This is a genomic window from Exiguobacterium sp. s168, assembly GCF_018619035.1.
GTDB classification, from domain to species: Bacteria; Bacillota; Bacilli; order Exiguobacteriales; family Exiguobacteriaceae; genus Exiguobacterium_A; species Exiguobacterium_A acetylicum.
On the sequence record NZ_JACSNE010000003.1, the window covers coordinates 151,598 to 166,826 of the forward strand.

Sequence of the window (15,229 nt, forward strand, 5' to 3'; positions counted from 1 at the left end):
CAGATTAGTTCTCTTCAATAGAAGAGGGCTAGTCTGTTTTTGTCTGTAGATCTTTTCATGTATGAATGCGTATTAATCAGAAATTCTCCTTTCCCTCTTTTCGTAATTTCCTTAAAGACTTAGTCCCGCAACGTGAGATACTCAAAGAAAGGAAAAAAGAGGAAAAGGAGATTGTTATGCGATTTCAACGGATTGGTGTAATCAGTGCATTACTCGCTGCAAGTATTTTGACCGGTTGTGCAGAACCGGACAAAGTTCCGCCTTTGAATCAACTTCAAACGCGATGGATTGATGATAACACTGCTGAGGATGGTGCTGAACCTAATGCCATCGTACAACGTATTAAAGCAGAAGACTTTTCAGAAAAGGATTCGTTTGAAGCGGATTTCCGTCGTCACGTGACGTTTTACTTTAAAGATGGAACAAAAGCGCATCCGACTGAAGGCGATATCTGGAGTAGTGTCGCCCTCGGGAATCATGCTTACGTGACGCTGCATTACCCAAAAGGAGCAGATCGTCTTGCTGTATTAGAGTATACCAAGCAAGAGAAGAACTGGATTTTAAAAGGCGGTTTACATGACGACGTTCAAAATATAAAAAAAGATGATGGTTCGACTCGCGGTTTGAATTTACCGTTCTCAACATTCCAAGCGATTATGAGTAGTTCAACTCTTAATGGGGACGATAGTGTCTGGTTCTTCCACACGAAGTCCCAAACGATTCTGCTAACCGTTGTTCCGAAGCAAGACGTTCAAAGCAAAGACTGGAAGGAAACAACACTTGCAAACGGACAGACAGCTTATTTCGAGCAGAAACAAAAGAGAACGAACCTCTATTACGTCGAGGACAATCAAATCGTCCTCCTGTCCGGTAACGTGTCGCTAGCACAATTAAAAAAATTTGCACGATCGATTGCTCCTGTCGACTCTGCTGATTTTCCATATTCTTAAACAAAAATCCGGACGCTGCGGCATCCGGATTTTTGTTTACCATTTGAAATCGAAATCAGCACCGACATCTTTTGCGAGATGGGCATCTGATCCATAGACGAGCGGAATCGATAACGACTGCGTGACTTGCAAGAGTTCCGGGTAAGGATAGGAAAGACCACATAACGGCTTCCGGAGTCCTGCCGTGTTGACGTCGAGCGTGAAGTTTGCCTGACGGATCTTCCGTAACGTGTCGTCGAGGTTCGTTGGATTCGATTCGAGCGGATAGGCTTGGATGAACTTCGTCGGTAACGTCAAGTGACCGAGACGTTTCGGTTGATGTGCACCGAGGTCCGTCATGACGAGGGCTTGGATGCCTTCATAATACCGTTCATGGACCGCCGTGACGCTTCCGAGTTTCGTGACGATCTCACCGAAGCTTTCCTTACTGAAGTCGACCATGTAGTACTTGTCATCAATATATAAGTAATGCAGTGAGAGAATGCCGTCGGTCAAGACGTCAGCGTAACGGGCGATGATGTCACGCGTGCCGTCGACATGCCCTTCCCAATAGTCGAATTCCATCCCGATTCGGATATCAATCTCATTCTTGTATGTCTCGCGGAGTTGCGTCAATTCCTTCAGGTAGGCATCGGCTGTCGCGAACGACATCCCGGAATCATTATCTGGCGCAGGATCCGTCACACCTTCAGGTAAAGGGGCATGTTCCGTGAAGCTGATCCGTTCTAAGCCTTGCTCTAAGGCACGCTCGATGTAGGCTTCAAGTGGATCCTTCGTACCGTGTGGACAATATGGACTGTGGACGTGACCGTCCCATTTCAATAATTGCATGATAAACCCTCCGATTTTTAGAATTGGCAAGCAAAGCGATTGACAATGTGCCCGAAACGCGGTATCTTATCGTTAAATAATTTAGCGTGGTACAGTGATAATAAGATAAAGGAGTGGGAGTATGCAATCATTTTCTACGATTCGACTCAAGGATGGAGCGACGGATTACGTCGGTGCCTCAGCAACGCGGCTTCAACGGGTCATCCGTCAGCTCGAAGATGGACTCGAACAATCTAACTATACCCGATTAATCACCCCCTTAATTGAGGAAATCGGTGGACGGGAACAGATTCGGATGGATTTTACGACTAGTGTCGCGCGTGCCCTCAGCGAACGTGGTCGCGAACAATATAAACGTGTCTTCTACAGCGGCTCGGTCTTTCAACCGGAAGAGAAGTTCCAAGTCGGGTTCGAAGAACGGGGACAAATCGCAGAAGTCGAAGCAATTCAACTCGCGGTCCGACTCGTCGAAGAACTGACAGGAAAAGAAGTCACACTCTCAATCGGCGATGCCGGTCTAATCGAGCATTTGATTGAGACGCGTGTCGGTGATCACCACTTACGCGACCAAGTGACGCAGATGCTCCGTTTACGTAACGTCATCGAACTGAAGCGAATCGCGGGTCAACTCGATGATGCCTTACTTGCGAAACTTCCTTTATTATTCGGACGTGAAGGGGCAGAAACGATCTTACCGTACGTCGACGAAACACGACTCAATGCCGTGCTTGATCTCGCGGAAGCCGTTAATGCCGATCTCGACTTCGGTCAAATGGGCTTACAGACGTACTACGACGGGATCACGATTCATGGTTTCATCGAAGGTGTGACGGAACCCGTCCTCGTCGGTGGACGCTACGACCGGCTCTATGAACAATTCGGACAAGAACAACAGGCGTTCGGCATCGGATTCTCGGTCGAACGGTTGGCGGAGGTGCTCTAAATGCGAATCGGAATTACGAAAGGACGGCTGTCGAAAGCGACAGAACGTTATTTAAAAGAAGCTGGCGTCGAGACATGGGGAGCCATCGAACGCGAACTAATCGTCAAACGGGGCGAGCACGAATTCGTCTTTATGAAAGGATCGGACTTGATCCCGTACGTCGCTCAAGGAGTTCTCGATGTTGCAATCACCGGCAGTGACATCTTACTCGAATCGGATCAAGAACTATCGGAACTCGCAGAATTACCGTTCGGAGTCTGCCGGATGTCCGTCTGTGCGAAGGAGCCTTTGCAATTTGAAGGCGGACGCCGCGTCCGGATTGCGACGAAGTATCCGGTCATCGCAAAACGCTACTTCAGCGAACTCGGTGTCGACGTCGACATCGTACCGTTGAACGGTTCGGTCGAGTTGGCACCGTTACTCGGACTTGCTGACGCAATCGTCGATATCGTCGAGACGGGTGAGACGTTACGGGCGAACGGACTAAACGAATACGAAAAAATCATCGATATTAGCGCTCGGTTCTTTACGAGCGAATGGACGTTAAAACGGAAGCGGGTTGAAGTCATCCGCTTGCTCGAGCAATTGACAGAAGGAGTGACACGATCATGACACCGACAAAACCTTTCAGCATCGATCGCGACACGGAACTCGCGGTCCGTGCGATTCTCGAACGCGTCGCAACAGACGGTGACGCTGCTGTCCGCGATTACACGAACCAATTCGATCAGGTCGATCTCGAAGATTTCCGTCTCAGTGAAACACGGATCACGCAAGCGTTCGAACAGGCAGACGCCAACTTGATCGACTCGTTGAAGTTGATGGCGACACGGCTCGTCGAGTGGCATGAACAAGAACTGCCGTCTGACATCGAACTCGTCGAAGCAGACGTGACACGACGTCAACGCTTCGTTCCTGTTGATTCGGTTGGGATCTATGTACCAGGTGGTGCGGCAAGTTATCCATCGACGGTCTTGATGAACGCGATTCCAGCGAAAGTTGCCGGAGTCGAACGCGTCGTCATGGTAACGCCGATGACGAACTTAAGTGACGAGGTTCTTGTTGCGGCACGCATCGCTGGTGTGACAGAAATTTATACGATTGGTGGAGCGCAAGCTGTCGCCGCGCTGACATTCGGAACAGAAAGTATCCAAGCCGTCGATTTGATCGTCGGACCAGGGAACCGCTTCGTCGCTGAAGCCAAACGCCAAGTCTACGGGATCGTTGGCATCGACTCAGTTGCTGGTCCATCGGAAGTTGTCGTCATCGCGGACGAAACAGCGCATCCGGACCGGATCGCAGCCGATTTACTTGCCCAAGCCGAACACGACCGTGACGCTGTCGCGATCGCCTTCGTGCCAACGGAAGAAATGAAACAAGCTGTGGATGCAGAGATCGAGCGACGCTTACAGCAATTGCCGCGTCAAGAGATTGCCCGTCGTGCGATGGAAAACGGTGGCGTCTTCGTTGCTCCACTCGAGACAGCAATCGAAGAAGCGAATCGCCTCGCAGCGGAGCACTTGGAACTTGCCGTTGCCAATCCACAAGAAGTCGTCAAATCGATCCGTCACGCCGGGATGATCTTCCTCGGTCACGAGACACCGGAAACGCTCGGCGATTATGTCGCCGGAACGAACCACGTCTTGCCGACATCCGGCACAGCCCGTTTTGCGTCTGGATTATCAGCGCGGACGTTCCTGCGTCACCAGACGATGCTCGAAGCCACACGCGCAGGCGTACAACGTCTCGCGAACGCAGCGAAGACCGTTGCCCGAGTCGAAGGACTCGAAGCACACGCACAAGCCATCGAAGTGAGGGAAGACTAATGCGATTACACCAAAACGAACGATTCACGACCCACAGTCCAGTCGGGATTGAAGCGATCCAGGAATTGATCGCAACGTTCCCTTTAAATGAATATCCTGTCGAGATCATCGACCAAGTCAAGGCATCGTACGCGACGTACGCCGGTGTCCGTCCGACGCAACTCGTCGCCGGAAACGGCTCGGATGAGCTGATCGGCTACTTATGTGCCCGCTACGGCGGACCTGGGATGCCGGTCATCGCCTCGGAACCTGACTTCGTCATGTATCAGTTCTATGCTGATCGGGCACGGGCACCGTTTGAACGCGTGCCGTTACTGGACGAGATGGCGCTTGACGTTGAGGGATTGATCGCAGCACCGGGTGAAATCATCTTCTTGAGTCACCCGCACAATCCGTCCGGAGTCCTTCGCAAGGAAGCAGACATCCGTCGTTTGCTCGACAGTGGCAAATACGTCGTCATCGATGAGGCGTATATCGACTTTGCGCTCGAGCAGTCGATGCTTCATCTATTAGAAGAGTATCCGAAAGCGATCATCTTACGGACACTCTCAAAAGCGTTCGGACTCGCATCGCTTCGACTTGGTTTTGTCATCGCGAGTGAACAGATCATCGAAGAAATCGAACAGATTAAATCACCGTATAACGTCTCTGGTCTATCAGCAGCTGTCGGCATCACCATCATGGCAGAACCGGAACTCGATCGGGTCTTAGACGAAACGTATGCGAGCCGTGAAGCAATCGAACGAATTCTCGCGCCAATTGGCAAGACATATCCCAGTGCGGCGAATTTCGTCTACGTCGAGTATCCGGAAGCCGAACGCTTTACGCAGCGTTGTGCTGACGCCGGATTACGGATCCGTCTGTTTAACCAGGCATTCCGTGTCAGTTGTGGATCACCAGAAGCAATGCAAGTATTAGAAACGTGTGTAGAGGAGGAATTACGATGCGGCGTGGCGCAAGCGAACGAGTAAGTGCAGAGTCAGACATCAAGGTTGAGGTCGATCTCGCAGGAGGTCCGGTTGAGATTAAGACGGGTGTCGGTTTCTTTGATCATATGTTGACGTTATTCGCCTTCCAGGCCCGGATTGGTCTGAAGGTAACAGCCAAAGGTGATACGTGGATCGATGCCCATCACACGGTCGAAGATACAGCGATCGTCCTCGGGGCAGCATTGACGGAAGCGCTCGGCGATAAAGCCGGGATTGAACGCTACGGTGAATCGCGTGTACCGATGGACGAGGCACTCGCGTCGGTCGTGCTCGACTTCAGCGGTCGTCCGTTCACAGTCTTCCGTGCTAGTTTCAAGAATCCGAAGCTCGGTGACTTTGATACGGAACTCGCAGAAGAGTTCTTCCAAGGCTTATCCCGGAGTGCCCGGATGACGATTCATGCCGAAGTGTTATATGGTTCAAACACACACCACATGATCGAAGGGTTGTTCAAAGCACTCGGTCGGGCCGTCCGTCAGGCAGTTGCCGTGACGAGCGAAGGCGTACCGTCTACGAAAGGGTTGATTGATCAATGATAGCAATCGTCGATTATGGCGTCGGAAATATCGCGAACGTCGAGCGGGCGTTAAAGGAGCTCGGCGAAGCAGTCATCGTTACGAGTGACACGGAGTTGCTCGACCAAGCGGAAGCACTTGTCTTACCGGGTGTCGGTGCTTATGCACCGGCAATGGAGCGCTTGAAAGAAACGGGACTGGTCGACTTCTTAAAAGAACAAGCCGAAAAGAAGCCGTTCCTCGGGATTTGCCTCGGGATGCAACTGCTCTTTGAATCGAGTGACGAAGATGGACTGACGGAAGGTCTCGGCATCTTACCGGGAACGATTGAAAAATTACCGAGCGACGTCCGCTTGCCGCACATGGGTTGGCACCAGCTGACGAACCATGGCGAAGCCGTCTATTTCGTCCACTCGTACGGTGCCGTCTGTGATGCAGAATGGATCGTCGATTCGGTCGAATACGGACGCCTCGTCCCAGCGATCGTCCAAAAAGGACAAGTCACGGGGATGCAGTTCCACCCGGAAAAGAGTGGCGAAGTCGGATTGAAACTACTGAAGGAATGGAGAGAGACGACATGCAACTCTACCCAGCAATCGATTTAATGAGCGGACAGGCGGTGCGCCTGAAGCAAGGAGATTTTGATCAACAGACATTCTTCGGTGATGCGTTGACGATCGCGAAGCGCTTCAAGGAAGACGGGGCGACGGCGATTCACCTGATCGATCTTGACGGTGCGAAAGCCGGTGAGCCGTTGCACTTGAACTTGATCGCCGACATCAAAAAAGAAACCGGGTTGTTCGTGGAAGCCGGTGGTGGTGTCCGTAACATCGAGACCGTCGAAGCGTACGTCGGTGCCGGAATCGACCGGATTCTCGTCGGCACGGTCGCTCTTGAAGACGAAGCGTTACTTGAGCAGATGATTGCCCTCGCTGGTGATAAACTGGCTGTAGCCTTGGATGCAAAAGAAGGCATCGTCCAGACACGCGGCTGGCTTGAAGCGAGTGGTTGGACGCTCGAAGAGGCAATGACGCACTTGATTGGTAAAGGCATCAAGACGTTCCTGTATACGGATATTTCGCGTGACGGAATGATGATGGGACCAGACGTTGATGGACTCGATCGGTTGAAACGGGAAGGGGTCGAATTGATCGCTTCCGGTGGTGTGACGACAGTTGACGACGTCGCGCGTCTGAAAGAAATCGGGATGGACGGAGCCGTCGTCGGTCGGGCGTTACTTGACGGATCACTCGCCTTAAAAGAGGTGTTACGCGTATGTTGATGAAACGGATCATTCCCTGTCTTGACGTCAAGGAAGGACGTGTCGTCAAAGGGGTTAAATTCCAGAACTTACGCGATCTTGGTGACCCGGTCGCCGTCGCAAAGTACTATTACGAGCAAGGGGCGGACGAACTCGTCCTGCTCGATATCTCAGCAACGCAAGAAGGGCGCGAGACGATGCTTGATATCGTCGAACGCGTTGCGGAAGTCATTTACATGCCGTTTACGGTTGGTGGCGGAATCAAGACGATCGAAGACGCAAAACGGTTGATTCGTGCCGGGGCTGATAAAGTCTCGCTCAACTCGTCGGCGCTTCAAAATCCGCAACTGATTCAAGAAGTCAGCCGCCTGTTCGGTGTCCAAGCGACGGTCGTCGCGATCGATGCCAAGCAGACCGGCGACTCATGGGGAGTCTTCTCACACGGTGGCACACAACCGGTCGGACGTGACGCAATCGAATGGGCACAGGAAGCGGTCGCGCTTGGTGCCGGTGAGTTACTCGTCACGTCGATGGATGCTGACGGCACGAAGGACGGGTATGATCTTGCCTTGATTCGTCGTCTGCGTGAAGTCGTCAACGTGCCGATCATTGCTTCTGGTGGTGTCGGAACACTCGATCACTTGGCGGAAGGGTTGGAAGCAGGAGCTGACGCAGCCTTAGCTGCTTCGATCTTCCATGAAGCGACGTACACGATGCCGGAAACGAAAGCCTACCTCAAAGAACGGGGAGTCGAAGTCCGATGACGACATTGAATTTTTCAAAAGGACTCGTCGCTGCTGTCGTCGTCGACGAGCAGACGAACGATGTCCTGATGGTCGGCTTCATGGACCAATCCGCCTATGATAAGACGCTTGCGACCGGTCTTGTCACCTTCTTCTCACGAACGAAGAATCGTCTTTGGACGAAAGGGGAGACAAGCGGAAACACGCTTGAACTCAAACGGATGTGGATCGATTGTGATCAGGATAGTCTTTTGATCGCAGTCAAAGCGAACGGTCCGACATGCCATACCGGAAATCGCAGTTGTTTCTATACAGAAGTGGAGGTGCCCGATGTTATACGAACTGGAACAGACCGTCAAAGCGAAGATTGACGCCAAGGAAGCAGAATCCTATACGAATTATTTGATTGCTTCCGGGTATGAGAAGATCGCGAAGAAATTCGGTGAAGAGGCATTTGAAGTCGTCCTCGCCGGGAACGATACGTTAGCCGAAGAGACCGCAGACTTGTTGTACCACTTAACAGTCTTGCTCGCTGAACGCGGTGTCTCCTTCAAAGAAGTCGAAGCTGTCCTGAACGAACGTCACGGAACAAAGTCGACGTTCAAGGATCGCCCAGATATTGAACAATGGTAAAGCATATCCACATCGCTTAGGCGGTGTGGATTTTTGTATGAGCGGGAAAAGACAAACAGATGACAGTTGTCATCAAATCGACAGAATGTTTCGATAGGCACGCTGTCGCATGAGGGCGTATAATCAAAAGCATAGTCCTTTGTTTTTAGAAAGTAGGTGTTCGATTGGTTACGAAAAAAGAAATCAAGCAAACGATCAAGGAACAATCCAAGGAAACGATCGAAGAGCTGCTCGCAAAAGGTGATTCCTTGAAAGAGGAAATCGCCAGTGCCATTACACACGGATTGGGTGTCATTTTCAGTATCGTTGCGCTCGTGCTGTTGATCCTGCAGGCGACGAAGTCTGGGAGCGCTTGGAACGTCACCGCCGTCAGTATCTTTGGGGCGACGATGATTCTGCTCTACCTGTTCTCGACCTTGATGCACTCGCTGATGCATACACGGGCGAATAAGGTCTTGCAAATTTTAGATCACGCCGGTATCTATCTGTTGATTGCCGGTAGTTATACACCGTTCGCTTTGATCACACTCCGTGGTCCGCTCGGTTGGACGTTACTTGGGATCGTCTGGGGTGTTGGGACGCTTGGCATCATCTGGAAGCTCTATTCAACCGGTAAATACGTCTGGATTTCGAATGCGTCTTATCTGATTCTCGGCTGGTGTTGTCTATTTGCGATCAAGCCGATTTATGAAGCACTCGGGTTACAAGGTTTCTTACTCCTTCTCGGTGGTGGACTCGCGTACTCCCTCGGCGTCATCTTCTACGTTTGGGCACGCTTGCCGTATAACCACGCGATTTGGCATCTGTTCGTCCTTGCTGGCAGTGTCTTGATCTTCCTATCGATTTTCTATTACGTTGCTCCGGCGACGATGTCATGAAGAAATTACGGCTCCGGGACTGGCTCCCGCTTACGCTGTATTTTATGTTTGGTCTTGGGTTGCTCCTGTACTTCCGGATGTCTGGAATGCTGGAGCAATTCGACATTCAAGCATTATCGGACTGGGTACGGGATCAAGGTCTGACCGGGATGTTGCTTTACGTGCTCGCCTACACCATTCGACCACTCGTCTTTTTCCCCGCTAGTTTACTGACGTTGTTCGGCGGCTATACGTATGGTCCGTGGCTCGGGACATTACTCGACGTCATTGGTGCTGGTACCGGCGGTTTGCTCAGCTTTTGGATCGCCCGGTTGCTCGGTCGCCGTGGGGTCGAGAAGTTGATTGGCAAAGGGAAGCTGAACGTGCTTGACGAACGGATTGCGACGAACGGTTTCCTCGTCGTGCTCGTCGTCCGGTTGATTCCGCTATTCCCGTTTGACGCGATCAGCTACGCGTCCGGATTATCGAAAATTCGCTTTAAACAGTTCGCGATCGCCAACTACATCGGGATCATCCCCGGTGCGTTCGTTTACAACAATATCGGCTCAAGCCTTCGTGATCCGTTTTCCTGGCAATTCTTCGTTGCCATCGGGCTGTACGTCCTATTCTTTGCTATAGGACTTGTTGCTCAACGGATTCTCAAAAATAAACGAAATAAAGAGCGTATGTAAGCGCTTTATGGCATAATATGAATGCAGAGATGTGAACCGATACGGTAAAACAGCCTAGCATTTATTTAGGGGGAATCATGAGTGATGGAAAAAGTACTACGGGATGGTTTTATCTTCTTATCGCAAAACAAGACATTGAACGGTCTCGCCAAGCGATACGGGCTTAAATTCGGAGCAAGTCGCTTCGTGGCAGGGGATTCATTGGAAGCATCGAAACGGGCGATCCAGGAATTGAACGCAAAAGGGTTATGCGTCACGATGGACCATTTAGGGGAGTTCATCTCGACGGTGGCTGAAGCAGAGATGATGACACAAGAATGTATTCGTGCGGTTGAGATGATTGCGGAAGAAAAATTAGACTCGCAACTCTCGTTGAAACTGACATCACTCGGACTCGATATTTCGGACGACTTGATCCGCTCGAACATGGAACGGATCTTAACACGAGCGAAAGAACTTGGTGTCTTCGTCACGATCGACATGGAAGATGAGCCACGTTGTGAAAAGACGATTCAATTGTTTGAAGAATTGCGCCAATCTTTCGATAACATCGGAACGGTCATCCAGTCGTACCTCTACCGGTCGGAAGATGATATCAAACGTGTCGGACGTTTCGAAACGAATCTCCGAATCGTCAAAGGAGCATACAAAGAGCCGGCAACGGTGGCGTTCCCAGAAAAAGAAGACGTCGACCACAATTACATCAAGCTCGTGAAATTACAATTATCACTCGGAAACTATGCTGCCGTCGCAACGCATGACGATGCGATGATTGAGCAAGTTATCCGTTACGCTAAAGAAAACGGGATTGAAAAAGACCAGTTCGAATTCCAGATGTTATTCGGTATCCGGGTCGAGCGTCAACTCGAACTCGTCAAACAAGGCTATAAAGTCCGTGTCTACGTCCCTTATGGACGTGACTGGTACGGTTACTTCATGCGCCGCTTAGCAGAACGACCGGCAAACGTTGCCTTCGTTCTTAAGGGAATGGTCAAAGGATAAGTGGAGAAGGCGATGCACGCTGCATCGTCTTTTTTGTATGCAGAATGCATAGTATACCGGACGTTCCCAGCATCTTCGCTTTCCTCAGGCGGGAAGTAAGCCGCGGCATCTCACATTCCATGTGATTTGCCGGGTCTTCCTATTCCCTGACGGAAGCATGGTTCATGCTTCCTTTTCCTTTAGGAGTCGAAGATGCCCGGTTCGTCCTAAATGAACTAAACTTAAAAGCGATCGATTCCATTGACGGAAATCGATCGCTTTTAGTATTGAATACGTTCACCCTCCTCACATGTCTTCACCCGACTCCTACAGGAAAAAGCGCGACGTTTTATCGCGCTGTCAGAGACAAACAAGACCCGGATTCGTCATCCGAGGGATGAGGAAGACTGGCTTGTGTCTCGCCTGGGGAAAGCGGGTGAGAAGACAGTGAGGTGAATAGTGCGTTACATCGATCATTTCGCATCATGGCCAAATGATATTACCTAGAAACACCATCCCAGCAAATAAACCAATCATTAAGAAGACAGTAGTTTGTGGTTGGAAACGTTTCTCCCGATAACGTCGAAATAAACGGTCCCCCAATGCCTGTATACAGAATAAGAGACCAATAAAGAGTAGGAAGAATTGCCATCTTTCTAGAACATCGAGAGCATCAATGTAAAATAAAAAAACAATACATAAAGCTATTAATATAGACGTATAAAAGGTACTGTGTGACATTTTTATCTCTCCCTCACAGCTGTCGTCTGAAAAGCAAATAAACATGAGAAAGAATGTGCTTGATCAAGTAAGCGGTGCCCCGTCATGACGGCACCTTCCTTTTGGATGACCGCTTCATCGAGTAACATCCAGCCACGTTCTTTCGCTAATTGCAACAGTTCCCACGGCATCATCGTATTTCCCATCGCGACTTCCTCACCGTAGAGACGACGATAAGCAAGTTGACGCGGAGCGGCTGTCGGACCGAGTAGACTGATGACGACAAGTGGGGCGACGCGTTCGATTTCTTGCAGCACTTGAACGGGACGTGTCGACCATTCGAGTGAGTTGACGGCAAGGATGACATCAAACGCATGATCGGCGAACGGCAATGCTTCACCCGTTCCAACGATGAACGTCTGCTCGGGTGACTTCTCACGGGCAATCCGGATCATCTCGTCTGAGACATCAAGTCCGACTGTCTGAAAGTCCGGTGTCAGCAAGCGACAGGCTGCGCCATCACCGCAACCGAGATCAAGCAAACGACCACCGGTGATCGTTTTTCGTAAGAACGGCAAAATGGTTTTCCGACTGCCGTTCGTCCACATATCGTCAGCGCGATCCGCCCAGTCAGCGGCTTTTTGATTCCATACATGCTCGGTTTGACTCATTTGCATCCACTCCTTTTTATCAGTCTAACAGGAAAATTTGTCCATTGACTGATTTTTTATTGCTACTGAATCATTATTCATTTATGATGAAGATGTAGAAGAAGCACACCAAAGTCGTTCGGCTTCTTTTTTTGTCAGTATAATGAATGGTTGTTCATTCAATTTAAAATCAGGGGGTATATCATGGCGAGTCAAATCGGTCAGCCGACCACAATCCAGTTGACGAAACACATCCAATTCGCCGTCATCATCGGTTCAGGGGTGATGGGTGCGGGCATCGCGGCACATCTTGCGAATGCTGGCATACGGACATTGATGCTTGATATCGTACCAAAAGAACTTACGGCACAAGAAGAGAAGCAGGGCTTGACGCTGAGTGATCCGCGCGTCCGTTCCCGCATCGCGCGCGATAACCGCGAAAAACTCTTGAAACAAAACCCAGCACCACTCGCGTCGAAGAAATTGATCGACTTCATCGAGGTCGGAAACTTAGAAGACGACTTAGAACGTCTGAAGGAAGCAGACTGGATCGTTGAAGTCGTCGTCGAACGACTCGACGTCAAACAGCAATTGTTTAAAACGATCGAACCATTCATTCGAGAAGACGCGATCGTCAGTTCGAACACATCAGGCATCTCGATCGAAGCGATGCGCGAAGGGCGCTCGGAATCGTTCAATCGTCGTTTCCTCGGAACACACTTCTTTAACCCACCACGTTATCTGAAGTTGCTTGAGTTGATTCCGACGTCAGACACGGATCCGAGTGTCGTTGACTTCATGAAACAATTTGCAGAGGAACGACTCGGGAAAGGTGTCGTCATTGCGAAGGACACACCGAACTTCATCGGCAACCGAATCGGGACATACGGTCTCCTCGTGACGATGGATGAGATGAAAAAAGGTGGCTATTCGATCGGGGAGGTCGATTCGGTCACAGGTCCACTCCTTGGTCGCCCAGGGTCAGCGACGTTCCGGACACTCGACGTCGTCGGCATTGACACGTTCGTCCATGTCGCAAACAACGTCTATGACTTGTTGCCAGAAGGCGAAGAGAAGGAGACGTTCGCGGTTCCGTCTGAGATGCGTCGCCTTGTCGAACAAGGTGCACTCGGTGCGAAGACGGGTCAAGGCTTCTATAAGAAAGTCGGAAAACAGATCCTTGAACTCGATCTCGAAACATTCGAGTACGTTGAAAAGAAAGCGCTTACTGAACCGTCGATCGGGCAAGCCAAAGCACTTCCGGGCGCAAAAAACAAACTGAAAGCCGTCGTCTTCGCGCAAGATCGTGTCGGCGCCTTACTCTGGCCGATCCACGCGAAAACATTGCTCTACTCGGCTCAGCTGACTGGAGAGATCGCAGACGATATCAAAGCGATCGACGAAGCAATGAAATGGGGCTTCGGTTGGAAGATGGGACCGTTCGAGACATGGGACGCACTCGGCGTCGAGAAAACGGTCGCGAAGATGAAACAAGACGGTTACGCAGTACCGGCATGGGTGGATGAGATGCTCGCAGCAGGAAAGACGAGTTTCTATGATGCGTCCGGTCGTCATTATGACGCAACGACACAAGACTACGTCGGAGCAACGGTCAATCCGAAGGAAATCCGCCTCCGCGACGTCCGGAAGTCAAACGGTGTTTTACTAGAGAACAACGGGGCGCGCTTGCTTGATATCGGCGACGACGTCGCAGTCCTCGAGTTCACATCGAAGAGCAATGCGATCGGTGTCGACATCATGCAGATGATCGAACAGTCGGTCGATCTCGTTGAGAAAAACCACCGTGGTCTCGTCATCGCGAACGATGGCAAGAACTTCTGTGTCGGTGCGAACCTAGCGATGATGCTGATGGAAGCGGAAGATGAGAACTGGTTCGAGCTCGACTGGATCATCAACAAGTTCCAACAATCGATTCAAAAGATTCGCTACGCATCGCGTCCAATCGTTGTTGCACCGCAAGGAATGACGCTCGGTGGCGGTACGGAGATCTCGCTTCCGGCAGCTCGTCTGCAAGCCGGACTTGAAACGTACATGGGTCTCGTCGAAGTCGGTGTCGGTCTGATTCCGGGAGGTGGCGGAAACGTCAACACGTACCGTCGACTGCTAGAAAACACACCGGACGGACTCGTTAATATCGAGAAAGCGGCGCAAAAAACGTTCGAGAACGTCGCGATGGCAAAAGTCTCAAAATCAGCCTTTGAAGCACGCGAACTCGGATATGTCCGCTCCGTTGATCAAATCTCGATGAACCGGGATCACTTGACGTATGATGCGAAACAACTCGTTCTTGACCTCGACCGGACTGGCTACACGGCACCAGCAAAAGCGAAGATTCCAGTCGTCGGTCGTGCTGGGAAAGCGACGCTTGAACTCGCAACACGCGAAATGTTCTACGGTGGTTATATCTCGGAACACGATTTGAAAATCGCAAGTAAACTCGCACACGTCATCGCCGGCGGAAACGTCGCCTTCGGTAGCCACGTCGATGAACAATATATGCTCGACATCGAACGGGAAGCATTCTTGAGCCTAATCGGTGAGTTGAAGACACAACAACGGATGCAGCACATGCTCGTCAAAGGCAAGCCGCTTCGTAACTGAGGACTGGGGGGATTCG

15 protein-coding genes and 1 pseudogene are annotated in these 15,229 nt (G+C 50.8%); 14 read left to right on the forward strand and 2 right to left on the reverse strand.

Annotated features, from left to right (window positions below):
• Positions 1 to 176: 176 nt before the first annotated feature.
• Positions 177 to 950, forward strand: coding sequence for a hypothetical protein (locus KNQ15_RS03475; RefSeq protein WP_214727815.1), 774 nt, complete (start codon positions 177 to 179; stop codon positions 948 to 950).
• A gap of 36 nt (positions 951 to 986) precedes the next feature.
• Here KNQ15_RS03475 and hisJ read toward each other — a convergent pair whose 3' ends face one another.
• Positions 987 to 1,781 carry a histidinol-phosphatase HisJ gene (gene hisJ, locus KNQ15_RS03480; protein ID WP_214727817.1) on the reverse strand — a complete coding sequence of 265 codons (795 nt, stop codon included), beginning with the start codon at positions 1,779 to 1,781 and terminating at the stop codon, positions 987 to 989.
• Positions 1,782 to 1,902: 121 nt separating this feature from the next.
• Between hisJ and KNQ15_RS03485 the strand changes: the two genes are divergently transcribed.
• The 12 genes and pseudogenes from KNQ15_RS03485 to KNQ15_RS03545 all read left to right on the forward strand — a co-directional run bounded on the left by KNQ15_RS03485 (position 1,903) and on the right by KNQ15_RS03545 (position 11,242).
• Complete coding sequence (locus KNQ15_RS03485; protein ID WP_047393357.1) at positions 1,903 to 2,724, forward strand: ATP phosphoribosyltransferase regulatory subunit; 822 nt, start codon at positions 1,903 to 1,905, stop codon at positions 2,722 to 2,724.
• Positions 2,725 to 3,336 carry an ATP phosphoribosyltransferase gene (gene hisG / locus KNQ15_RS03490; RefSeq protein WP_023469189.1) on the forward strand — a complete coding sequence of 204 codons (612 nt, stop codon included), beginning with the start codon at positions 2,725 to 2,727 and terminating at the stop codon, positions 3,334 to 3,336. It begins immediately after the preceding gene.
• On the forward strand, positions 3,333 to 4,550 hold the full coding sequence (gene hisD / locus KNQ15_RS03495) for a histidinol dehydrogenase (protein WP_035405944.1): 1,218 nt from the start codon (positions 3,333 to 3,335) through the stop codon (positions 4,548 to 4,550). The genes hisG and hisD overlap by 4 nt, the downstream gene beginning before the upstream one ends.
• Positions 4,550 to 5,521 (forward strand): pyridoxal phosphate-dependent aminotransferase, encoded by a 972-nt coding sequence (locus KNQ15_RS03500; RefSeq protein WP_047393367.1) that lies wholly within the window; start codon positions 4,550 to 4,552, stop codon positions 5,519 to 5,521. The genes hisD and KNQ15_RS03500 overlap by 1 nt, the downstream gene beginning before the upstream one ends.
• On the forward strand, positions 5,494 to 6,075 hold the full coding sequence (gene hisB / locus KNQ15_RS03505) for an imidazoleglycerol-phosphate dehydratase HisB (RefSeq protein WP_047393370.1): 582 nt from the start codon (positions 5,494 to 5,496) through the stop codon (positions 6,073 to 6,075). The genes KNQ15_RS03500 and hisB overlap by 28 nt, the downstream gene beginning before the upstream one ends.
• On the forward strand, positions 6,072 to 6,659 hold the full coding sequence (gene hisH / locus KNQ15_RS03510; protein WP_047393374.1) for an imidazole glycerol phosphate synthase subunit HisH: 588 nt from the start codon (positions 6,072 to 6,074) through the stop codon (positions 6,657 to 6,659). Before hisB ends, hisH begins: the two co-directional genes overlap by 4 nt.
• Positions 6,632 to 7,336, forward strand: a complete 705-nt coding sequence (gene hisA, locus KNQ15_RS03515) for a 1-(5-phosphoribosyl)-5-[(5-phosphoribosylamino)methylideneamino]imidazole-4-carboxamide isomerase (protein ID WP_029342450.1) — start codon at positions 6,632 to 6,634, stop codon at positions 7,334 to 7,336. The genes hisH and hisA overlap by 28 nt, the downstream gene beginning before the upstream one ends.
• Entirely contained in the window at positions 7,330 to 8,079 is a 750-nt protein-coding gene (hisF, locus tag KNQ15_RS03520) for an imidazole glycerol phosphate synthase subunit HisF (RefSeq protein ID WP_023469183.1), read from the forward strand. The genes hisA and hisF overlap by 7 nt, the downstream gene beginning before the upstream one ends.
• A pseudogene (gene hisIE / locus KNQ15_RS16730) lies at positions 8,076 to 8,691 on the forward strand (bifunctional phosphoribosyl-AMP cyclohydrolase/phosphoribosyl-ATP diphosphatase HisIE). The gene hisF and the pseudogene hisIE overlap by 4 nt, the downstream one beginning before the upstream one ends.
• 218 nt (positions 8,692 to 8,909) lie before the next feature.
• Complete coding sequence (gene trhA, locus KNQ15_RS03535; protein WP_214727855.1) at positions 8,910 to 9,569, forward strand: PAQR family membrane homeostasis protein TrhA; 660 nt, start codon at positions 8,910 to 8,912, stop codon at positions 9,567 to 9,569.
• On the forward strand, positions 9,566 to 10,240 hold the full coding sequence (locus KNQ15_RS03540; RefSeq protein ID WP_214727821.1) for a TVP38/TMEM64 family protein: 675 nt from the start codon (positions 9,566 to 9,568) through the stop codon (positions 10,238 to 10,240). Before trhA ends, KNQ15_RS03540 begins: the two co-directional genes overlap by 4 nt.
• Before the next feature lie 84 nt (positions 10,241 to 10,324).
• Positions 10,325 to 11,242: a proline dehydrogenase family protein gene (locus KNQ15_RS03545; protein ID WP_029342446.1), complete on the forward strand. Its 918-nt coding sequence runs from the start codon at positions 10,325 to 10,327 to the stop codon at positions 11,240 to 11,242.
• 722 nt (positions 11,243 to 11,964) lie between these two features.
• On the opposite strand, the gene KNQ15_RS03550 is transcribed toward KNQ15_RS03545, so the two are convergent.
• Positions 11,965 to 12,612 (reverse strand): class I SAM-dependent methyltransferase, encoded by a 648-nt coding sequence (locus KNQ15_RS03550; protein WP_214727823.1) that lies wholly within the window; start codon positions 12,610 to 12,612, stop codon positions 11,965 to 11,967.
• A gap of 183 nt (positions 12,613 to 12,795) precedes the next feature.
• Between KNQ15_RS03550 and KNQ15_RS03555 the strand changes: the two genes are divergently transcribed.
• Complete coding sequence (locus tag KNQ15_RS03555) at positions 12,796 to 15,213, forward strand: 3-hydroxyacyl-CoA dehydrogenase/enoyl-CoA hydratase family protein (RefSeq protein ID WP_214727825.1); 2,418 nt, start codon at positions 12,796 to 12,798, stop codon at positions 15,211 to 15,213.
• Positions 15,214 to 15,229 lie beyond the last annotated feature (16 nt).